12 protein-coding genes are annotated in these 24,502 nt (G+C 29.7%); 1 reads left to right on the forward strand and 11 read right to left on the reverse strand.

What is annotated here, in order from left to right; genetic code table 11:
• Positions 1-13: 13 nt before the first annotated feature.
• The 8 genes from PHEL85_RS04420 to PHEL85_RS04465 form a co-directional block, all read right to left on the reverse strand.
• Positions 14-1,825, reverse strand: coding sequence for a glycoside hydrolase family 3 protein (locus PHEL85_RS04420; RefSeq protein ID WP_081965073.1), 1,812 nt, complete (start codon positions 1,823-1,825; stop codon positions 14-16).
• Between the two features lie 9 nt (positions 1,826-1,834).
• A complete protein-coding gene (locus PHEL85_RS04425; RefSeq protein ID WP_036821579.1) occupies positions 1,835-5,293 on the reverse strand; it encodes a hypothetical protein in 3,459 nt (1,152 codons plus the stop codon).
• Positions 5,294-5,396: 103 nt separating this feature from the next.
• Complete coding sequence (locus PHEL85_RS04430) at positions 5,397-6,668, reverse strand: glycoside hydrolase family 2 TIM barrel-domain containing protein (RefSeq protein ID WP_235318230.1); 1,272 nt, start codon at positions 6,666-6,668, stop codon at positions 5,397-5,399.
• Positions 6,669-6,830: 162 nt separating this feature from the next.
• A complete protein-coding gene (locus tag PHEL85_RS04435) occupies positions 6,831-8,519 on the reverse strand; it encodes a family 16 glycosylhydrolase (protein WP_036821584.1) in 1,689 nt (562 codons plus the stop codon).
• A gap of 49 nt (positions 8,520-8,568) precedes the next feature.
• Positions 8,569-10,557, reverse strand: a complete 1,989-nt coding sequence (locus PHEL85_RS17245; protein WP_052108447.1) for a carbohydrate binding domain-containing protein — start codon at positions 10,555-10,557, stop codon at positions 8,569-8,571.
• An 11-nt stretch (positions 10,558-10,568) separates the two neighbouring features.
• A complete protein-coding gene (locus PHEL85_RS04455) occupies positions 10,569-12,101 on the reverse strand; it encodes a RagB/SusD family nutrient uptake outer membrane protein (RefSeq protein ID WP_036821587.1) in 1,533 nt (510 codons plus the stop codon).
• Between the two features lie 11 nt (positions 12,102-12,112).
• Positions 12,113-15,349 (reverse strand): SusC/RagA family TonB-linked outer membrane protein, encoded by a 3,237-nt coding sequence (locus PHEL85_RS04460; protein WP_036821589.1) that lies wholly within the window; start codon positions 15,347-15,349, stop codon positions 12,113-12,115.
• Between the two features lie 221 nt (positions 15,350-15,570).
• Positions 15,571-18,366 carry a triple tyrosine motif-containing protein gene (locus PHEL85_RS04465; protein ID WP_036823116.1) on the reverse strand — a complete coding sequence of 932 codons (2,796 nt, stop codon included), beginning with the start codon at positions 18,364-18,366 and terminating at the stop codon, positions 15,571-15,573.
• 188 nt (positions 18,367-18,554) lie between these two features.
• Here PHEL85_RS04465 and PHEL85_RS04470 point away from each other — a divergent pair, with 188 nt between their 5' ends.
• Complete coding sequence (locus PHEL85_RS04470; protein WP_036821593.1) at positions 18,555-18,743, forward strand: hypothetical protein; 189 nt, start codon at positions 18,555-18,557, stop codon at positions 18,741-18,743.
• 90 nt (positions 18,744-18,833) lie between these two features.
• Here the strand turns inward: PHEL85_RS04470 and PHEL85_RS04475 are convergent, their stop codons facing one another.
• From PHEL85_RS04475 to PHEL85_RS04485, 3 genes are read right to left on the reverse strand one after another with little or no spacing between them, the layout of a single operon-like run.
• Positions 18,834-20,948: a glycoside hydrolase family 97 protein gene (locus PHEL85_RS04475; RefSeq protein WP_036821596.1), complete on the reverse strand. Its 2,115-nt coding sequence runs from the start codon at positions 20,946-20,948 to the stop codon at positions 18,834-18,836.
• 3 nt (positions 20,949-20,951) lie between these two features.
• A complete protein-coding gene (locus PHEL85_RS04480; protein WP_036821599.1) occupies positions 20,952-22,601 on the reverse strand; it encodes an alpha-amylase family glycosyl hydrolase in 1,650 nt (549 codons plus the stop codon).
• 15 nt (positions 22,602-22,616) lie between these two features.
• Positions 22,617-24,494: an alpha-amylase family glycosyl hydrolase gene (locus PHEL85_RS04485; protein ID WP_036821602.1), complete on the reverse strand. Its 1,878-nt coding sequence runs from the start codon at positions 24,492-24,494 to the stop codon at positions 22,617-22,619.
• Positions 24,495-24,502: the final 8 nt, after the last annotated feature.

Genomic DNA, 24,502 nt, shown 5'->3' on the forward strand with positions numbered 1-24,502 from the left:
TCTTTATAATTATTTAATATTTTAAACCATATCCAAAAGGATATAATGGTTTTATGCTTTTGTCCCAAAAATTAGGTCCATATTTTCCTTTAAAATCATTTACTACATTTGGCCAAGAATGAGGCAATTTTCCAGAGAAATTAAAATCTCCAAACAAAACCTCTGCAATTCCATCTCCTTCAGAACCTGGTAACCAAGCTGCAACAAATGCATCTGATTTTTTGATCTGTTTTGTTACGACTAATGGTCTTCCAGAAATTAAAACAACAATCGTTTTAATTCCTTTTTCTGAATATGTTTTTATATACTTTTGATGTTCTTTGGTAAGTGTTAATTTTCTAGTATTTGATTCATGACCAATATCTCCAAAGAACTCTGCATAAGGAGTTTCGCCAACAATTATAACTGCAACATCTGCATCAAAATAATTTCCCTTTGCATCTTTATCATAAACAACATTTCCTTTTGAAAGCTTTTTAATTCCATCTAAAATAGTGGTAGCTCCTTTATAATTTTCTGAAGTTCCTTGCCAATTAATTGTCCAACCTCCAGATTGTAATCCAGATGAATTTGCATGTTCACCAACAACTACAATTTTCTTTGTTTCTTTTGATAAAGGCAAAGCGTTATTTGCATTTTTTAATAAAACTAAAGATTCTCTTACCGCTTGTTTTGCTATATCTCTATGTGCTTTACTACCTATTTTAGAAACTAATGTTGAATCTGGAAAAGGTTTTTTAAATAAGTCCAATCTAAACTTCTGTCTTAAAATTCTTTTTACTGCGTCGTTAATTCTTACCTCAGAAACATAACTAGAATCAACAGCCTTCTTTAAATTACTTTGAAAATAATCTAAATCGCCATCAACAGCCATTATCATATCTACACCAGCATTCACAATATTATTTCTACCAAATTTTGTATAGCCTTTCCAATCAGAAACTACAATTCCATCGAACTTCATTTTTTGCTTTAAAGTATCTGTTAGATATGCTTTATTAGCATGCATTGGCTTCCTATTTAAAGTATTGAATGATGCCATTACCGCTCCAACTTTCTCATTTACAGCAATTTTATAAGGAGGCATTAATCTTTTGTTTATTTCATTATTAGATAGCGATGTTTCCCCTCCTTCTACACCAAATTCTGTAGCTCCATCACCAATAAAATGTTTGGCTGTTGCCATCACTGTTTTAGAATCGGATAAATCTCCTTGATGTCCTTTTATAGATGCTTTTGTTAAAATAGATGTTAGCTCAGTACTTTCAGAAAACGCTTCATAAACTCTTCCCCATTTTTCATTATAAGGAATTGCAATACAAGGTGAAAAAACCCAATTAAAACCTGTTGCTTGTGCTTCTATAGCAGTAATTGCTGCTGCTTCTTCAACCAATTTTGCATTTGCAGTTGCTCCTAAACCAATATTATGTGGAAAGATAGTTGCTCCATTAAACGTATTTTGACCATGAATTGCATCAACACCAAACAACAAAGGAATTCCTAATCGTGTAGAAAGTGCTTGCTTTTGTAATTTTATAAATTTCTGCTGCCATTCTTTAGCCGTTTCTCCAGGATTTACTCCTTGTGTATGAATAACAGAACCAATAAACTTAGTAGCAACATCATTTTTAGAAATATCCCAAAAGTGTCTTACTTGAGACATTTGACCAATTTTCTCTTCTAAAGTCATTAACTTTAGAAGAGAATCTACTTTTTTCTCAATAATAATTTCTTTATCTACTTTAGTTTCAATTGCATTTTTGCAACTAAAAACGGTAAGTATTAAAGGAATAAAAAATCGATATTTATGAAAGCTACTGGTCATTAATAGTTGTTATTTTTTTACTGAAACTTCTATTTTATTTATTTCTCCTGTTCTTTCAAAAATCATTTTTGAAATATTAGTATCAAGCGTTAAATCTTTTACTTCTTCAACACGATCATCCGTAAAAAATATTTTAATACTTTCTTCTTTCGTGTTTTTATATACAATTGGTACTTGACAATAGGTAAAACAAAGTGAATCTTCTTTTAATTCAATTGATTTTTCTTCTTTGCTAATTGCTGTATACTTAAAAGTTTTTGGAGTTTTAATAAACTCACTTCCTCTTAATAATCTTGGATTAAAAATGATTTTTCCTTCTTTTACAAAAACACCTAACTCACCAATTCTACTCAATACATCTTCTTTAACCTGACCTGTCATTCCTGGTTGTTGTGCTCCTTTTCCTCCTGGTGTATGAGAATATGGATCTGTTGGAAAAGCACCATATAATTGGGGTGATTTATGCACACCAATACCTGCTTGAATTTCATAATAATGATCTAATAATTGACCAATTACAGCTTCATCTTCATTATTTTTTATCGCTAACAAGCAATTTTCTTGAACCGCTAATAATAATTTTGAAACCATGTGCCAATAAATAGAACCTAAACCTTCATATCCGAAGAAAGTTCCTGAACGACCTGTAAATGCTTTGTGATTAAATACTTCTTCAAAAGTTTCTAATAACAAACCAGCTTCGTTTTCAATTAAATCTGCATACGTTTCTGGCAATGCTGAAAAAGCACCTTTTAAACTATTTGCATTGTTAAAGTTTGCATTAAAATGATAATTACCTAAAACATCTTTATTAATGATTTGTGTGTTTCCATCACTAATCAATTCTGATAATAATTTAGAGTTTTTTACAGCCGCTTTAGAAATTACATTTTTTTGATCAAAACGTGGTAAATCCTTATTTGGATATAAAATATAACTGTATTGATCTTCTCTAAATAAAGCACTCGCTTTCATTCCGTCTAAAACTTTTAAAGCTTCTTTGGGTGATAAATATCCAGCACTTAAAACAGCAACTTGCCCTTCTAACATTTCTGGTAAATAAGAAATAGACACTTCTGTATCATTCTCAACCGTCATTAAATTATAAGCATGGAATAAGTTATCTGAACGCTTATTTGCTTTAATTGTATGCTCTAAATATTGTTTTGTAATTGTAAAGAATGCTAACAATTCTGTTTTAGAAATTGTACTTCTATCACTAGAAAATCCGTTTTCATAAATTGCAGTTCTAAAAGCACTTCCTGCTTCACCTAAACCATCTAAAACTGTTTTTCTTTCTGTATCTGAAACACTTCCTGAAAGGATATTTTTATTTTGGTTAAAAGTTGCTACAACTTCATTAAAGAATGTTGCTAATTCTGATGAAATTTCAACTTCTTCAGTTGTTGATTTAGTCACTACTTTTTCGAAGAAATTTATAAATCTATTTAAGTAATTTAACGTTACCATAGAAACTCCGTTACCAACTAAAGCGTTGTTAGCGTCATTCCATTCCGGACGTTGCGTGTTCATCCAAATACCTCCTTCTGGTATAAAGTTGGATACTTTTGCTAATACAGTTGCTAATAATTTTTCAATTAAATTCACTTTATAAATAAAGAAATTTTCATCTCTTAATAAAGCGCCATCTGCTCCTAATTCTTCTCTTTTTTGATGAATTTTAGCATCTAACTCAAAATCGAAGTCAATTGTATCTTTCGGATTTATAAGAATACTTTTGTAATCTTTAATTTTATAAGGCACATTTGCATACACAAAAATGTCTTCAGAAAAACGTTTTTCTAATTGATTTGGATAATGATTTTCTATAAATTCTAAGAATTTTAATAAGTAAATTATTTGATGATCTCCCCAATAACCAATATAAGACCAAGGATCATTTTCTTCAATAATTTCCCAATCGAAACCATCTTTTGTTACTCTATAAGGATTGTAACCATCAAAAGTTGTTGCATTTAAAAACTTATGAATCATACTTTCTATAAATTCAGGATATGAATGTGCTAATGTTTCCCAATTTTGGAAAATATCACGCCAGTTACCTTCATAATCTAAAATTTTAGAACCATCAATTTCATTTTTTGTGTTGATAGAAAACTTGTTCCAAGGTCTACTTGGATCACCATGTCTTCTACTAAATTTTAATGGTAAATATTCAAAACAAAGTCTTTTAAAGTTTTTATCTTCATCTTTTTCTGCTATTTCAAGAATTGTATTTAATGTAAATTCCTCTGGTAAGTCATTTAACAATTCTTCTTTTTTCTTGATTACTTTTTTATTTGCCTTTCCAATATATTTTATAAAATCTTCTTTTTCAATTTTATAATCATCATCAAAAGTACCACCTCTCATTAAGTTAAAAAGTGTATTTGCAAAGTGTCTTGTGTTTACTAAAGGATCGTTTGTTACTTGTAAACCATCTGCAGCACCCGTTAAAGCAATTAAGTTTTTTGTACCTAATTCAATATCTTCAAGGATACTTTCTTCTAAATTTTTATCATTTATAATTGCTTTAGAAATACGTTCAATATCTCCAATTGTTTGATTTACATTCGCTACAAAACTCCATTCTTTGGTTTCATTTGCTGATAAATCTAAATCTGCACTAATAAAATAAGCACCTTTTTCTGCTTTTACATCTACTTCTTGATGTAATTCTTTTCCTCTTCTAAAATTATCTAATTGTAATGATGATAATAAATGAATTGGATTTTCGATACCTAAAGACCAAACTATATTTGCTTTTAAAGCTTCACTTGGTTCTGCTTTATCAACAATAATTGCACTTAAAGCATAAATACCTAATCCTGATTCTGCTTGTAATTCACTTTTCTTGTAAGCATCTACTAAATTACTACGAGAGTTTTGTAAATCTGTTTCTACATCCGAAGGAATAATATTTTGTAAACCGTCTAAAAATGTAATTTGTATTTTATCAGAAGAATTATTAATTAATGTTGATTTTTTTACAAATCCGAATTTGTCAGTAGAACTCCATTGATATCTGAAGATTACTTCTAAATCCTCATTAATTTCTTCGAAAATAACTTTATTTCCAAAACTGTTTTTATATAAATTTTGTCTTGTTTTATATAACCCTATTTGTCTTTGAGAAAAAGGTTCCCATAAATATATATTTCCGTTTTTTGAAACTTGAAAAATAGATTTACTACCAGTTACATCTTCAGCTTCTGTGATTTTATCATCTGTATAATAAGGAAAAAGTGAGTATTCACTATTCTTTCTACCAGCTGTAAGACCTCCATTACTAGAAATAAACATCCAATGATTTGAGTCTGAAACAATACTCATAAAAAAGGGTCTCATTTCATTACTATTAGCAATTTTATAATAAACTTCATTATCAAAATTCATCATTTCTCCTTTCACTTCTTGAGTTTGAAAGTCTGCTTTATTTTTTCCTAGAAAAATGGTCTTATTTGTCATTAAAATTGGTATTCTAAAAACCTCTGTAACGATTTATAAGAGGTTCTAATTAATATTTAATTTCTTCTGAATATTTTACTACTCTGTATATTTATTTCATTCCTTAATCTAAGGAAGTCTTATTTTTTCGTGATTTTAAAAGTGCTTCTGATATTTTAATTTCACTAAAATGCTTTGAAATTAAATCTGCAGTTACTCCTTTAGAATATGGGTTTATTTGATGTGCTTCTTTTAAAGCATAATAAGCAGCTCTTGGATACAATGTGTACAAACCTTTTTCATTTGTAGGGCCTTTAGCACAGATACCAAACCATTCCTCGTTCATATTATTACTTCCTTTAACATAATCGATAGCATAACCTCCAGTTGCCCAAGAAGCATTAGTATCATGAGTATCTAAATTAACAGTTTGTCCATATTTCCACCAACCATCACTAAATTGAAAAGTAAAGCCTCCAATTGAATTTTCTGCTTTACCTAAACCAGCAACATTTTCATAAATCTCTTTCCAATTTTCAATCATATAAAATGCCTGCATTTTTTGATCTTCTTTATTGTCTATTGCATTAAATGCATCCGCACCAAATTCTGTAAACAAAATTGGCATCTTTAATGTTGCTTTCACTTTTTCAAAAGCATCTCCAAAAGATTTTCCACGATACATATTTGTCCCATAAATATCGACATCTGTACATTCTTCTGCTATGATATCTATGAATCCTAAATCTCCATTACAAATTGCAACTGGATGTGAATTATCTATTGATTTTATTTTTTTTGCGGCTTCATTCATTAGTCGATACATTGGTCGTCCTAACTTTTCGCCTTTTGCTGCTATTTCTTTTTCATTATCCGGAAAGTCTTCCGTTTCTCCTCCGGCCCAAAAAAGTCCATAGTTATTTTCATTTCCTAAAAGAAACAATAACAATCCTGGAGTATTTTTATACGCTTCTGCCATTTTAGAAACTTCCTCTATTAAAGTTTTCTGAGTTTCAACATCTCTGTAATCTGTTACAGGTACCCAATTTCCATTTATAGAAACTCCATATCTACCAAAAGAATGATTTAACATGGTGTAAATACCATACTTTTCATAGATATATGTAATCCATTTAGGTTGAATACTTGTATAGACGCGAATTGTATTCACTCCCATATCTTTTAACAAAGTCATTTCTGAATCTAATGCTGCTTTTATTAAAACATCAGGTTGTTGCCATAGGCTATAAGTAAAATTTGTTCCTATTGGAAAATAATCCCAATTCATTCCATTGATAATAAAATCTTCTCCATTTACAAGTAACTTTATTCCGTGCACATTACTTACTAATTCTACTTTACGTGACTGTTTACAAGCACTCAAAGTAAATAGCATAAAAATAAATGTTAGAAAAATATTTTTCATCATTTAAGTATTAAGTTATAAAATTTGAAAATAGTTTTTGGGACTAAAAATTGAATTCAATAAAGTAGTGTATACTTCTTTTAAAAAGAAAAAAATAAGGTCAGTCAAATAACTGACCTTATTAAATAAATTTTATTGAAATACTTTAACGTAATCAATTTCCATTGTATCTTCAGTAAATGCAGGATCAATAGTTCCTCCAAGACTACCTCCCATGGCAACATTTAATATTAAAAAGAAATCCGAATTAAATGGCAATGTCTCGCTATTAGTCATTTCATAATACATTACATCATCTAAATAAATTTTAATAGATTGCTCTGTCCACTCCAAAGTATATAAATGGAACTCTGAAGAAGCATTTGTAATTGCTGTAGTTGTACCATACTTAGCTCCAGAATTTGAAGGAACATCAAACCAATGACAAGTACCTAAAACAGTATTTTTATCATCCCCAACCTGTTCCATGATATCAATTTCACCAGAAGCTGGCCAACCTACAACTTTATTATTGCTTCCTAGCATCCAAATTGCTGGCCAAGTACCTTGAGAAGCTGGTAATTTAGCTTTTACTTCCACTCTACCATAAGTAAATTTATATAAACCTTCAGATTTTAATCTCGCAGAAGTATAACCTCCACTACCATCAGCTTTAGCTGTAATGATTAAAGAACCTCCCTCAACTTTTACATTTTCTATAACATCTGTATAAAGTTGTTTTTCTTGATTACCCCAACCATCTACACCAGTACCTAAATCATAAGTCCATTTGGTTTGATCGGGAGCTCCATCTGTGTTAAAATCATCTTCCCAAGCTAAATCATTGTATGTATAGTTAGCTCCACCAGCACCTTTTATAGGTTTTGTAGAAGTAAATTTATGGTACCAAGCTGCACCCTCACCCGTAGCAGGGTCTTCTATAATTCTAACAATTAGTTCATCGTTAGTGATAGAAATAATATCATATTTACTTGCTCCAACAAACCATCCCATAAATCCTCCATCTGATATTTCAAAAGAAGTACCTCTATATGGTTCTTCATTATACGAACCTTCTAAAGCAGCTTTAGATTCCGAAGGTATTATTGTAACATTTTTAACACCAAACATTTCTGTTGCTACTGTTTGATTATAACATTGATCTCCATCTATACCTAAAAATCCTGCATACGTACCAGGAACAAAAGCTGGACCAACAGTTTGTTCAAATGTAATACCGTCTGCTGTTCTTGTAAATACAAACTCATTATCATACATACATGATTTTTCATCATCCCAAGCTTCAGGTCCAGGCCACCAAGCTTCATGTGCAAAGTCTCCATTACCATAATCATCTTCAAATGGTCCCATACCTACATGTCCATCTTTATTTGCTTGCCAGTACCATTTTTTAATGTCACCAACATTAGCACCACTTAAGAAGTTTTCTGCTTCTACATCAGAAAAAGAACTATATACAGTAACATCCATTACAGTGCTAGAACCTAATCCTGCAGAACCTGTAGCATTAACAATTACTGTATAATTATTTATTCCAACCTCTGTAAATCGATGCTTAATGACTCCAGATGGTTCAACATCTTTTTTACCATCACCAAAATCAAATTGATAATTAGTAACATTATCAGCAGTTGCAGTAAAGACAACAAAACCTGTACCATCTCCATAAGGATTATCTACATCTACACCAATAATTTCTGCTGTAATTGTAATATTTGAAGGAATAATTATTTCTCCAACCTCATATTTGTTTTCCTGACATCCAGAGAAAAAAGTAACTAGAGAAAATAAAACGATATAAATATTTTTAAGTTTTTTCATTTTTTATATTTTATAAAATTTAACTTTTATTTAAATAATTCTTTCAAATCTAATTACTAGATAAAGAAACATCATCAATATTAACCTGACCCGCATCAACTCCCAAATCGAAAATAACTCTTGCATCTGTTGCTCCAAATTCGGCAGAAGACAATGTAAGTGTATAAGTTGTTCTAGTTGGTGTTATACTTATTGTTTGGGAATCATTTGTCCAAGGATCTGCACTTAAACCTATTCCTGTCAGTATAGTTCTATTTACATCAGACCAAGCATCAAAAGTTAAAGTATATGTATTACCTTGAATAATTTCAAGTTTTTGACTAACATTTGTTTCCCATGCATTTCCAGGTGCAGCAACATTTACTGAATAATGAGAATTACTACCATCTGTAACAACTGGAGCAAGTTTGGTATCATCTACGCCTTCTATCCAAGGTTCACTTCCATTCTCGAAACCTCCGTTAACAACAATATTTCCTGTACCTATTATTAATGATACATTATCAAGATTAACCTGACCCGCATCTACTCCTAAATCGAAAATAACTCTTGCATCTGTTGCTCCAAATTCGGCAGAAGACAATGTAAGTGTATAAGTTGTTCTAGTTGGTGTTATACTCATTGTTTGGGAATCATTTGTCCAAGGATCTGCACTTAAACCTATTCCTGTCAGTATAGTTCTATTTACATCAGACCAAGCATCAAAAGTTAAAGTATATGTATTACCTTGAATAATTTCAAGTTTTTGACTAACATTTGTTTCCCATGCATTTCCAGGAGCAGCAACATTTACTGAATAATGAGAATTACTACCATTTGTAACAACTGGAGCAGGCTTAGTATCATCTACACCTTCTATCCAAGAATCACTTCCATTTTCGAAATCTCCATTAGTTAACAAACCATCATCAAATGCCGATGCATTTGCCTTATAAAAATACAGGTTATCTATAAATACTGTTCCTGTTGGAGATGCTGCAATTACCATTTGGTTAATATCTATAAAAGGAACTCCAGTAAATTCAGATAAAGCAATATCAAAACTTAACCATTTTCCTTTTTCTGTAATTGCATTCTCAATCTCAAATTCAATATTATCTGTACCACCATTATAACCAGTTCCATTAAAATCTACAAATTTTAATTTAAAGGTATCTACATTTGTTGTCCAAATATCAAAATGTACAAATTCCATAGCAGATGCATTTATTGGAGATGCTTCTGTTATAATTCCCGCGTAACTTAACTCTCTATACACCAATGTTTGGTTCCCTTCTATAGCAACCTCTTCATGTAAAGTTAATTGTGACCAATCAGTTACAAACATGTCAACAGTTGTTTGTGGATATTTTTCACTATATATTGAAATAACATCTGCATCTTCTCTTTTAGGAGGTGTGGGTGCTGAAGCTATTGGTGCTAAAATTTCAGTTACTTCAAAATCCATTGTATATTCTGTAGTTTCTACAGCTCCACCTTTTGCAACAATTTTTACAGAATAAGTTCCTGGTTCTGTATATTGATATGCAAGAACATCACCAATATTAGCTGAATCAACTGGTTGATCCACTCCTGTTTGCCCAGAATAAAATTCGTAAGTTGTAGCAAAATCTGCTGTTACAGTAATATTAACTTGTTTAGAAATTGCAGCATCATTTTCTAGTGTAACTACTAAATTTTGAGGTGCTTGAAAAGACACGATTAGTTCTTGTGTTATTTCTGTAGTATCCCCTTTAATATTTGAAGCAACAACTTTTATATCATAAATTCCTTCTACATAAGTATGTGATATATTTTTTCCTGCCTTAACCTCTTCTAAAGCGCTTCCGTCCCCAAAATCAATTTCGAAACTTGTTGCTCCTTCTGCTAAAGGTGTAATAGTAACCACCCCAGAATTATCTTGAGTAATACTATATGCTGCAGAAACATTAGAAGGCGCAGGTATTGAATCTAAAAAATCTAGATTATTTTCATCTGTACAAGCTATTATCACCAAAATAATGATAAAAACTTTAGATATTTTATTTATTATTTTCATATTATCCGTTTTTAATTTGTTGAACAAGTTGAAGTTGCATACCCTTTATTTTGACACCATCTATTTCCTGCCAATTCTATTTCTATTCTTGGTATTGGAAATACTTCATTTTTACCAATTATAAATGTTTTCGAAACTTCAGTTCCTTTACTTGTAACATCTACATTATTTTCAATTTCCTCTTTAGCTTTACCTGTTCTTACTAAGTCGAAAAAACGATGCCCTTCACCAGCAAGTTCTAATCTTCTTTCTTGCAATATATTATTAATGTTTGCAGGAACTCTATGATTTGTATCTCCAAAAGCTCTATCTCTTACTTGATCTAATAAGTCTTGAGGATTATCTTTTTTAGTCGTAGCTAATAAATTAGCTTCTGCGGCCATTAATAACACATCTGCATAACGTATAACTCTATAATTATTACCATGAGTAATTCTTTTATCTGCTATATTTGACTCATCATATACCATATATTTAAAGTTATAGTACCCTGTATATTCATTTCTTTCATCAAAAGTTACATTAGGGTTTGCTTGAACAAAAGCTTCCATGTCGAAAATTGTTCCATTTAACCTAGTATCTGCAGCATCGTATTGATCTACTAATTCTTGTACTGGTGTACTAAATGTATTACCATCAGCATATGGAGCCCAATTAGATTTTTCCCCAGTAAATCTAGGAGACATAAAACCTGCTGCCACATTTCCTTCTGAATATTCTAATTGTCCATAATTCCCACCTTCTACTCCAATAGAATATTGAATTTCAAAAACAGATTCGTTATTATTCTCATTACTATTCAGAAAAATAGTACTAAAGTCTGATTCAAGCTGATATTTACCAATTACTTGGTTAAATTTATTTGCAGCTTCATCATACTTTTCTTGGTATAAATATACTTTTCCCAATAATGCTAAAGCAGCTCCTTTTGTAGCTCTTCCTGGTTGAGATGCATTCCAGGTTAAACCATTTATAGCCTCTGTTAAATCTGCTTCTATTTGTGCGTACACTTCTGCTTTTGGAGCTCTATCTATAGCTTGTGCTTTCGCTACACTTATTCTTCCATCAATAAATAAAGGTACATCTCCAAAAAACTTTACAAGCTCAAAATAATAATAAGACCTTAAAAATAAATTTTCTGCTAATAATTCTGTTTTTCTATCAAAATCTACTTTATCCTTAAACTCAATAATATAATTTGCTCTACTAATACCAGCATACATCCATTTCCAAATATTTCTTAAAGCATTATTATCTGGTGTATGAATCATATCATCTATTTGTTGCCAATCTGTAACATCATCTGGTCTTTCTCCTCCTGCTAAACTATTATCTGAGGCTATTTCTCCTATAATATGATTTAGATAATTAGTTCCTAAAAGATCATAAACACCAATTAAAGCATCTTCGTAATCTTGTTGAGAATTAAAGTAGTTTTCTGAACTTTGTTCTCCTTCTTTTGTTATATCAAGATAATCATCACAAGAATTAACTGAAAAAGCTAATACAAGGAATCCTATTATTTTTATTATTTTTTTATTCATAATTAATTATTTTAAAATGAAATATTAACCCCAGTTGTAAATGTACGTGTCTGTGGATATTGCCCTAAATCTACACCTGCACCTAATGGACTAGCATTTGATACATCTGGATTATAACCGCTATACTTTGTAAATGTGTGTAAATTATTTACTGCTATATACAGTCTTAATTTATCCATCTTTAATTTTTCCAAAACTGTATTTGGTAAAGAATAACCTAATTGAACATTTTGAATTCTTAAATACGAACCATCTTCTACATAAAAATCTGAAAACAATGTATTTCCTGTTGATGTTGTTGTTGCTCTTGGAACTGTATTTGAAGTTCCTTCTCCAGTCCATCTATCTAAATAAAGACTTGGTCTGTTACTATAAGCTAAAAAACGCTCATAACTTCTAACCACATCATTACCAATTGAAGCATATAATGAAGTTGCAAAATCGAAATTTTTATAATTCAAATTTAAATTTAATCCCATTGTAACATCTGGTATTGGATTACCTAAAACTGTTTGATCATCTACACTACCAAATTCTACTATACCATCTCCATCAACATCTGTAAATCTTAAATCTCCTGGTTTTGCTCCACTTTGAAAAGGCTCATCTAAATCATCTATTACTCCATCATCATTAGTATCCGTGTTTAAAGCATCTATTTCTGCTTGATTTTGATATACTCCATTAGTTTTTAAACCATAAAACGTTCCAATTGGTAAACCTGTTTGAAACCTTGATGTATTCTGAGCTAAATCAAATCTTCCTCCTGAAATAAAACCTGCTGCATTATTTACTTCTTTCGCCTCATTTTTAATAGTAGTAACATTAACTCCTAAACCTAATTTAAAATCTTCTGTAAATTCATGGTTAAAGTTTAAACTTATATCAAAACCTTTGTTTTCTATAGTACCTGCATTTACAACAGGGGCACTACTTCCTGGTGCAGAAGCACCAACTAAACCAGAAACTTCTGGAATTAACAATAAATCTTTTGTTGTTTTTTTATAGTAATCTAAAACAACATCTAATTTACCTTCAAACAAACTAGCATCTATACCAAAATTATATTGTGTATTTGTTTCCCATTGTAAATCTGGGTTAGATAATCCTCCAATTGCATTACCATAGTATAAATTATCTCCAAAAGAATAAGAAGCTTCAGTTCCATTAGTACCTTGTAAAAAACCTAAATACCTATAACTTCCTATTTTATCATTTCCTGTAATACCCCAACTTGCTCTTAATTTTAGTCTATCTATGCTTTCTGACTTAAAAAAACCTTCTTTGTTTACAACCCATCCAGCTGAAACTGATGGAAAATAACCTACTCTATTTTGAGTACCAAATCTTGTTGAAGCATCTCTTCTTAACATCGCTGAGAAAAGATATTTACTATTATAATCATATTGTATTCTTCCAAAAAATGAATACCATCTATCTTCATTTACACCAGTTGATGCATTATTGTTTTGTCTAATAGTATCTGAAGTAATATTATCATCATCATCTCTTACTTCATCATAAATGAAAGATTGTGTATTAAATAAATAAGCATTACTCCAATTATCTCTATCTGTGCTTAACGTTAAAAAACCTGTTGCATAAGCTCCATAAAATTGCTCGCTTCTAATAGAAGAACCTAATAAAGTATTAAAATTATGGTTTCCAACAGAAAATTTATATTCTAAAAAATTCTCGTAACTAAAGTCAAAATAGTTTTGATTATTTTCATAAACTGTGCTAAAAACATCTGTACTACCATTGTCATTTCTATCTAAATCAAACACACTACCATCTAAATCAACATTGTTTACTACTTTACCTGGACCATAATAACTTATAGGAAAATATTGTCTATTAACAACATCCGCATAATTAAAATTGAAACGACTTGTTGCCTTTAAGTTTTCTAAAACATTATATTCTAATTCTAGCTTTCCTGTAAACCTATTTGTTCTAGTTTGATTATGTGTATTATTGATTAATGCTAATGGGTTTACAATTTCTGACCCTTGATTATCTCCAATATAAGAGAATCCTCTTGATGGACCAGTACCATCAGTACCATCATATACAGATGTTAAAGGAGATGCATTTAAAGCATAATACAAAGCAGACCCTCTACCAGAATCTTGATCTCCTTGTGTATCTTGAATTCCTTTACTTTTTATATTAGTGTACAATAAAAAAGTATTCAACTTTAGCTTATCTGTTAAATCTATCCCTAAATTGTTTTTAAAAGTTACTCTATTAAAATTGGATTTTTCTGGCGCTATGATTCCTTCTTGAGCAAAATAACTCGCACTAACTCCATAAGTAATTTTATCTGAACCACCATTAGCACTTATTGTGTGGCTAATAATTGGTGAAGTTGTAAACAACTCGTTTTGCCAATCTGTACCAACTCCAAAACTACCTAAATTTGTATATGGTATTTGGTTTCCATCTGCAACTTCTATTTCATTAACATATACAGCATATTCAGTAGCATTCATTAAATCTAATTGATTTGATGCTTCTTGCATTGACAAGTAAGTGTTATATGAAAATTTTGTAGGCCTATTTTTCTTACCAGATTTAGTTGTAATTAATATAACACCATTAGCTGCTTGTACACCATAAATTGCAGAACTTGCATCCTTAATAATATCCATTTTTTCAATATCATTTGGATCAATAATACTAAGATCACTACCTATATTAACACCATCTACAATTACTAATGGACTATTATCTCCATTTGATGTAATTCCACGAATTCTTATATTAAGAGAAGCTCCTGGAGAACCAGAATTAGCAGAAACCTGAACCCCTGCTGCACTACCCTTTAAAGCCTCTTCAATCCTAGCAGGGTTTGATTCTGTAATTTTCTCAGAATCTATACTTGCAAAAGCACCAGAAACTAATTCTTTTCTTTGTGAACCATAACCTACTACTATAATTTCATCTAAAGCCTCAGCAGACTCTTCTAAAGAAACGTTTATAGTTTGTTGACTAACTACCACTTCTTTTATGGCATATCCTAAATAATTAAAGACAAGAACTGCACCGTTTTGAACTTTAGAAAGACTATATAATCCGTCAAAGTCTGTTTCAGTACCAACTACTGTTCCTTTAATTATTATACTAACTCCTGGCAATGGATCGCCGGTATTAGCATCTTTTACAACACCCTTTACATTAATGGTTTGTGCAGTTGCACAAAAACCTACAAGCAAAAGGAGTAACAATGTGATTTTTTTTCTCATGAATTAAGGTATTTATTGTTTGATATAAAATTACAGTTAAAAAATAGTTAAATCATAAAAACAGCCACAACAAAAAACATACATCGTAATTAAAAAGTAATAAAAAAACAAAATTCCTAATAAACACTAGGAATTTGAAACATACAAACAATTAACCCCTAAAGACACTATATTAACATTGTTGTGGTGATGTTTGGGTAAAAATTAGGAATGTTTGGTCGTTAAATTTCAAGAATATAATTTGTTAAGTTAGAATCATGAGGTAATTCCATTTTTTTCCTTAACCTATATCTTTTCACCTCAACACTTCTTGGAGAGATATTAAGCAATGGAGCTATTTCTTTTGAAGATAAATTTAATCTTAAATATGCGCAAAGTCTTAAATCATTTGGAGTAAGATTAGAATGCTTATCTTTTACTTTTTTTAGAAAATTTTTATCTGCATTATTAAATGCTTCTTGAAACATCTTCCAATCATCTGTATTGTTTAAGTTCTTATCAATAATTCTTACAACTTTAGAAACATTTTTATCTCCACCATTTACAAGTTCTGTTTTTATTGAGTTTAAGAAATCATTTTTCTTAATAATATTCATTGTAGAAGTTGCTAGCTCTCTATTTTTACTTTCTATATCGCTTCTCAACTTATCATTATTAAGTTTTATAATTTCTTGAGAACTTTCTAACTCTTTTAATTCTGATTCTTTTTTAGCTTTATCTAAAAGATCTTCTCTTTGTTTTTTATAATACCTCTTAGAAGCAATATGCACCAGATAAAAAGCTAGTAAAAACAATAACACATAGATTGTTATCATTGTATTTGATAAATACCAAGGTCGCTCAATAACAAAATTGTAATTAGCTTCATTTAAACTAATTTTTCCACCTACTATAGCTCTTACTTTAAAAGTATAACTACCGTAAGAAATATTTTCGAACAACACTGAATTTGCCTTTGAAGGAGTGCTCCATTGTTTACTTTGTCCAAGTAAACGATATTGATATTTAATGCTTGTAATTTTATTAAAATTTGGTGTACTATAAAAGAACTCAAAATTATTTTGCTTGGAAGAAAACTCTTTTTTTACTGTTAAATCAACCTTAATTTTAGGCTCATCCAACATAAAATTATTGATTTTATTAATTTTTACAAAAAACTCTTTTGCATCATGAACATTATTTAAATTTACTAAAATATAACCATTAGAAGTACCAATAAGATATTTTTCATTTTCTAAATGAATGATATTTTCATACCCAAAATTAGCTTTAGGCATTGATGCAGAAATAGGTATACTTTTAACACTTGGCTTATCACTTAATTTACCGGGAGTTAAATATTTAATACTTTCTTTAGAAAAAGACCATAAAATATTATTAGATTTATTAAAAGCCAATTCTCCCGAAATAAAATCGTCTTTAGAAATTAATTGACTATAAATATCATCCCTTTTAAATGTATTATTCTGTCTGTCATATAAGAAAACACCCATTTTACTTGAATATACTATTTTATCTTGGTAAGAAATCAAACAAGAATGCAACCCTTTTACCAGAGAACTTTCAATATTAAGTTTTACTACTTTTTTAAAATCTTTATCTAAAATAATATTAAAAACACCTTTATATTCATGATTTACAAAAAAACTATATTCATCATATTGCACAAAATACTTACTTGAATTATTAAAGCCGTCAATTTTATTTCTTAAACTCCATTGATTATTCTTTTTTTCAAGCACATACAAACCATCATAACAACCTTGAAGAATAGTGTTTTCCTTTATTTTTTTCAATCCCCAAGTTCCTTGATTATTAAAAATTAAAGATGATTTATTTTTATGTATTAAAAAAGTACCTGCTGTATGTCCACAAAATAATTCATCATCTATTATAGTTAAACTCCAAACTTGTCCTTGCGTATTTTTAACTAATTTATAACTGTCTTCAGTATCAATTTTCCTGTAAAACAGTCCTTGGTTTGTTCCTAAATATAAGTTACCTTCAAATAATATCGACGCATAAATTGTACCAATAAAATCGCTTTTTTTATTGTAAATTTTAAAAGGAGAATTTGTATTTATACTATTTATTCCATTATCTAAGCCTAACCATAAATTATTTTCTACATCCTCAAAAACTGAAAGTAAAGTATTATTATTTAAACCAGAACTTTGAGTAATTTGATAATTTACCTCTCCATTATTATTTAAATATATAAAACCATCAGATATTGTTCCTAAAGCATAATCATTATTATGTAATTGCTTTGCACTATATACAGTAACGTTTTCAAATAATTTTTCTGAGGGTGTAACCCACTTAACAAGTTTTCCTTCTTCAAGAAAGAAAAAACCTAAATTTTGAGTTAGAAATAAAAGCTTATCATCTTTTATAAAAATTTCAACAATAACATTTTCTTTTAAAATTTGATCATTAGAAATTAATTTAGGAACTCCATTTTCTATTTTAAAAACCCCTTTATTTCCTTCTTGAAAATAAATAACATCATTAACTTTAGATAATTTATGAATTCTAAACTCTGAATTGATAATCTTTACTTCTTTAGTTTGTAAATTGAATAAATAAATTCTTTCTAGAGACTTAAAAAGCAACCAACCGTCAATTTCAAGAATATTCCAAATTTGTTCATCTTCTAACATTTGAATTCCCTGTTCCATCACAATAGAAGTAAAATCTAATTCTCCAAAATCATTTTTCTTCCAATAACCAAAATCCATGTAAAAACCTGTATAAATTTTATCGCCTAAAACTTTTACAGACCTCATAACCGTTTCATTAGGTGTAGGATATAATCTCCAAACAGCACCATTAAACTCTAATAAACCTTTATTGTTTGCAACATAAATAGATTTATCTTCAGATTGAGATATTGCCCAATTCTGATTTTCTGCTTTATAATCTTTAGCAGTATATGTATTGATAGGTGGTAACTCTTGTGCAGTTATTAATACAGAAGTAATAAGAAAAAAAAATAAAAAATAAATTCTATTCATATCTGAAGGCATAATGTTTGGTTACCAAATTACATTAAATATAGCAAAATAAGTCCATATAAAACAATTGTTGTATTTATGTATAGGTAAATTTAAAATAAAAAAAGTATTTTTTTTTGAGCTAAACAAAAGCTAAACCTATTAATTCTCTTAAATTTAGTAACTTTAATAAAAATTTAAATAGATCAATGAATTTTATAAAAAAAATAGGGTTGACTAACTTTTTAATGCTAACATTATGTGTTATTATTATAGTTATTGCAGAATATCTCTTTTTAACTGGAGAAAAATTACATGGTATTTTTGTTGGACTTTGGGCTCCTACGTTATTAGGAATAATGATTTACATAAAACTAATAAAAAATGAGCGCAGATAATTTTGTTTTCTACTTTTCTGTTTTTGTAGCAATCTGTGTACTAATTTGGGCCTTTTTTATGATTAATGAATTCAACAAAGTACATAAAGATTAATCTTTCTTTTTAATAGAAATAGCAAGACCTCCACCTTCAGCTAATTTGAAATCTAATTTTGAAGATTTTGTAACTTCTATAGTTTCAAATTCAATGTCTAAAGGATTCTCATTCCAATGGGCAGATTTACCGTCTTTATAAATTTTTGCTTCATACTTTTGATTTTCATCTAAAAAACTGAAATCTACTTTAATTTTTCTAGAATTTTCATCAGTAATACTTCCTAAGAACCAATTACCCGTTTTACGTTCTTTTCTAGCAATGGTAACAAACTCCCCTACCTCACCGTTCAAAACTTTGATTTTAGACCAATCTACTCCTACATCTTTAATAAACTCTAATGGTTTAGGATTCGCTTCATAATGTTCTACCAAATCTGCAGCCATTTGCACAGGACTGTAAATAACAACATATAAAGCCAGTTGATGTGCTAGAGTTGTATTTACTTGATTATTCTTTTTGTATTCGTTAAATTTAATATTAAAGATTCCTGGAGTAAAATCTATTGGACCTGCTAACATTCTTGTAAAAGCTACAATTGACAAATGTTCTGGCGGATTTCCTCCATCTCCAGACCAAGCATTAAATTCTTGTCCACGCAAACCTTCTCTAGAAATTATATTTGGATATGTTCTACGTAAACCAGTTGCTTTTATTGGCTCATGTGCATTTACAGCAACTTGATACTTTGCCGCTTTTATAGCAGCATTGTTATATTGATTTACCATGTATTGTCCATGATGAAATTCTCCTTTTGGTAAAATCTTACCTACATAACCAGATTTTACAGCATGCATACCATATTTCTGCATTAAAGCATATGCAGTATCTTGTTGTTTTTCATAAGTTGCTGTTGCTGCAGAAGTTTCATGATGCATAATAATTTCTACACCTTTTTGTTTTGCATATGTAGTAACTTCATCTAAATTATAATCAGGATAAGGTGTTACAAAATCGAAAACGCCTTCTCTATCTTCAAAACCAATCCAACGTTCCCAACCAGTATTCCAACCTTCTACTAAAACACCTCCAATATTATTTTTTGCTGAAAAATCAATAAAACGTTTTACATTTTGGGTGGTTGCTCCATGTTTTCTATGTGCTTTACCCGTATCTGTCCATTTTCCATCAACCATTTCCATTCCATAATCCCAAGAAGATTTTCCTAAATGCATTTCCCACCAAACACCTGTATATTTCATTGGTTTAAACCAAGATACGTCTCCTAATTTATTAGGTTCGTTTAAATTTACAATTAAGTTCGATTCAATTAAATCTGGCGCATTTTCTGCAATTTGAATCGTTCTCCAAGGAGTATTAAAAGGTAAAGTTCTTTTTACTTTATAAGCTGTATTTCTAGAACCAACCAAATTGCTTTTAAATGATAAATTTTTAGGGTTTACTTTTAAAGTCATTCCTGAATAATCTATTAAAGCAGCTTCATGAAAGCTTAAATGAATTCCATCTTTACCTACTAAAGTTACAGGTGTATTAACAGCATTTTCCGGAATACTTGTTTGCGCCAAAGCACTATTTACTTTGTAATTTTTTGCATCAATTTCTGATAGTTTTGTAGTACTATACAAATGCTCATAAATATCCCAATCTCCAGGAATCCAAAAGGTTTTATAATCTTGAGTTAAATTGAACTCTGTGTTTTCTTCTGTGATGAAAGCTTCTTTAAAATTCTCTTGCTCAGGAAATTCATATCTAAAACCAACTCCATCATTATAGACTTTAAAAACAATATTTAATTTTCTTTTTAACTCTGATTTTTCTTGTAATTCAACTCTTAATTCATTGTAATGATTTACAACATCTAATTGTTCTCCCCAAGGCATTTGCCAAGTTTCATTGAACGCTTTTGTTTCTGAATTTAAAACTTCAAAACCATCTAAAAACGATGTAGTATTTTCAAAATCAAAACCTAAAGTTGATGTTTTGATAATCGCTTTATTCTTAAAAAATACTTCATATTGAGGTTTTCCTTTTTCATCCACAGAAAATTCTAAAAATATATTTTCATTTGGAGAAACTAAAACAGTTTCTGGTTCTGCCCAACAAGATGATAAACTTGTACAAATAACAATCAATAAAAATCGAATTTTCATAACTTATTTCTTTTCTAATAAAACAACAGTGTCTTTAGAAGTAAAACTTACTTTACCACCTTTAACTACTACTTTTTGATTAGAAAAAAAGTCATTCAATGTATCACCATTATTAAATATTGAAGCAACATTTATTTCTTTATTTCCTTTAGGCAAATCAAGTCCGATTATAACTTTATCATTATTTCTAACTCTAGAAAAAACTAGTCCATTTACTTCAGAAATCAACTCATGTTTTCCTGCTCCAACAGCCATATGATTGGCTTTAAACTGACCTAATTTTTGCCAATAATTAAGAATGTTTTTTGTTTCAATATTATTTTGAATATCATCCCAATTCATAAAGGAACGTAAAGTAGCATCGCCAACAGCACCTTCTATAATTAATGGTCTTGCAGATTCATCTCCATAATAAACCTGAGAAGTTCCAGGTGTTAAAAACAACATTGTTGCAGTTTTGTATGGTAATTTTCTTTCTTTATCAAAAGGTTGTCCATCATCATGAGATGTAAGGTAATTTAAAACACCATAACCTTTTAAATCATTTTGAAGAATCGTATCATACTTTTGAAAAACATCTTTAGCAGACATTTGTTTTGCATTCCATTTAATTTCAAAATTGATTAAACTATTGAATGCTTTATCAAAATAATTCACCTTTTTATTACCAAAATCAAATGCTTTTCCATGAGAAATTGCATAATTATACACTTCACCAACTAAATAAAAGTTGTTATCATCTAATACTTTATCAGCGTTATTTTTTTTGTATTGTTCAAAAGAAAAATCACATTCTTGCTTAAATTCTTGCCAAACAAACTCTTCTGTATGCTTTACCGTATCTACTCTATAACCATCGATTCCGAATTCTGTTATATAATCTGTTAGCCATTTCATGATGTAAAAACGAGGCGCTCTTGGATGTTTTGTTCTTGCAAAAAAGGCATCTAATTCTTTAACTTCTTGCTCATAACGCCCTTCTGCTTTCCATTTTTCAATTAATTGTGGTGGCAATGCTACATTTTCATTACTTTCTGTTAAAATATCTGGTAAATTTTTAACCAATGTACATGAAATTGTGTGTTTATAATTATTATAAGAACATTGAGGACCAGTTCTTACCCAATCATTTGGCCAAACAGGATCTTTCTCTGTAACAGGACCCGTGTGATTAATTACAGCATCTAACAGAATTCTAATTCCATTTTTATGTGCAATTGCAACCAATTCTTTTAAATCTTGTTTTGTACCAAAATTAGGATCAATATTAGTCCAATCTTTAGTCCAATAACCATGAAAACCATAAGACAAACCTGTTCCTTCATCTGTACCTCCATGAATTTGTTCTACAATTGGAGTCATCCAAATGGCATTAATTCCTAGTTTTGTAAAATAACCTTCTTTAATTTTTTGCGTAATTCCTTTAATATCTCCACCTTCAAAACCACGTAATTTTCCTGTTTCTTTGGTTCTATCAAAATTGATATCATTATTTGCATCTCCGTTATTAAAACGATCTGTTAATAAGAAATAAATATTTGCTCCTTCCCAAACAAATTCTTTTGTTTCCATTATTGCTATTTTTTTTGTTGCTGTTTTTTCTTGACAACTAAGTAAGCTTATTAAACTGATGATAAATATGATATTTTTCATAATTATTTTTTTTAATTAATTCTTAACTTTTAAAATAAATGATTGAAGTGGTTTTAAATCAACCCTAACTCTAGCTTGGTTATTTTCAATTTTTAAAATTGATGAATACTCATCATATAACTGATCTACTAGTTGATATTCTCCTTCTTTTAAATTCCATTTTTTTATGATATCAGAAGGTAAACCTAACTCAAAACCATAGGTGTTTTCAGCATTAAAATTTGAAACAATAATTAATTTTTCGTTTTCTGACCAACGTACAAAAGACAAAATTTTTTCATTGTACCATTCTGTATTTTCGCGGTTAAATTGATGAATATCTTGGTAATCTCCCATTAAAGCTTCACTTTGAATGGTAAAATTTAACAAACGCTTATAAAAATCTCTTAACGCTAATTCTTCTTTGGTTGACTTCCCTCCATCAAACTGTTTGTTATTAACCCATCTTTGAAGAGATGGGACACCCACATAATCAAAAATTGAAGTTCTAGAAGTGGTACCAAAACCTGCGTTTTCAGAACCATCTTCACCAAATTCTTGACCAAAATAAATCATTGTTGGCGCTGTAGAAATTGTTGTAGAAACCACCATTGCTGGTTTTGCTTTTAAAGCATTTCCTGCAAATTCTGTACTCGCAATTCTTTGCTCATCATGATTTTCTAAAAAATGCAACATATGGTGCTCTATATCTTTTAAATCTTCTTGAATTGGAGGAATATTATCTGTTAACCCATGACCTTGCATAACATGTTTTATAGTATCATATAAAGCAACTTTATCATATAAATAATCCATTTTTCCTTTTCTAATGTAATCTCTATACATTTTAGGATTGTATACTTCTGCCAATAAAAAAGTATCTGGATTTTTCATTTTTATAGAAGAATTCATAAAACTCCAGAACTCAACTGGCACCATTTCTGCCATATCATATCTAAAACCATCTATTCCTTTTTCTAACCAATACAAAGCAATATCTCTAAATTTAATCCAAGAATTAGGTACTTTTTTATCTTGCCAAAATTCAAAATGCTTTTTATAGTCTTCATTTTCGAAACCTGCTGGTAATTCATCAAAATCTTTTTTCCCTTCAGGAGAAATGCCATAATTTACTTTTACAGTTTCATACCAATCATAAAAACTAGGTTTTACAGAACGAGACCCATTTCCTGTCCATTTTGCAGGGTTTTCGTCAAAATACCTGTCTGATAACGGATTATTCTCACCACCTAAAGGTTTATAATCATTTAAAAATTCTGGAACTAGGAAAGCTTCATTTGGATTGTAATAAAAATTATTATCTACATCATAAACTACTGATTTATTATCTTCTGCTCCAAAATCTTTTGTTCCTTTAGGGTTGGAAATACTTTGATAATTTCTAGCAACGTGATTAGGAACAATGTCAATAATTACTTTCAATCCATTTTTATGTGAACGTGCAATTAATGCTTCAAATTCTTCTAATCTATTTTCAACATTTACAGCCAAATCCGGATTTACATTGTAATAATCTTTTACTGCATATGGAGATCCTGCTCTACCTTTTACCACATCTGGATCATCATTTGAAATACCAAATTTTGTATAATCACGAATTACATCATGATGAGGAACACCCGTATACCAAATATGTGTAACTCCTAAATCTTTGATTTCTGATAATGCTTTCTCTGTAAAATCATTGAACTTACCTACTCCATTTTCTTCAATAGTTCCCCAAGGTTTATTTGTGGTATTTGTATTCCCAAACAAACGTGTAAACACTTGATACACCACTGTTTTTTTCTTACTACTTGTACTCTTCATCTTCTTTTCTGATACTTTTTCTGTTGAACAACCAATTATAATTGATAAAGTGATAACTGCTAAAACGCTATTTATTTTATTCATAATTGATA

Origin of the sequence: Polaribacter sp. Hel1_85 (assembly GCF_000766795.1) — a bacterium.
Lineage (GTDB): Bacteria > Bacteroidota > Bacteroidia > Flavobacteriales > Flavobacteriaceae > Polaribacter.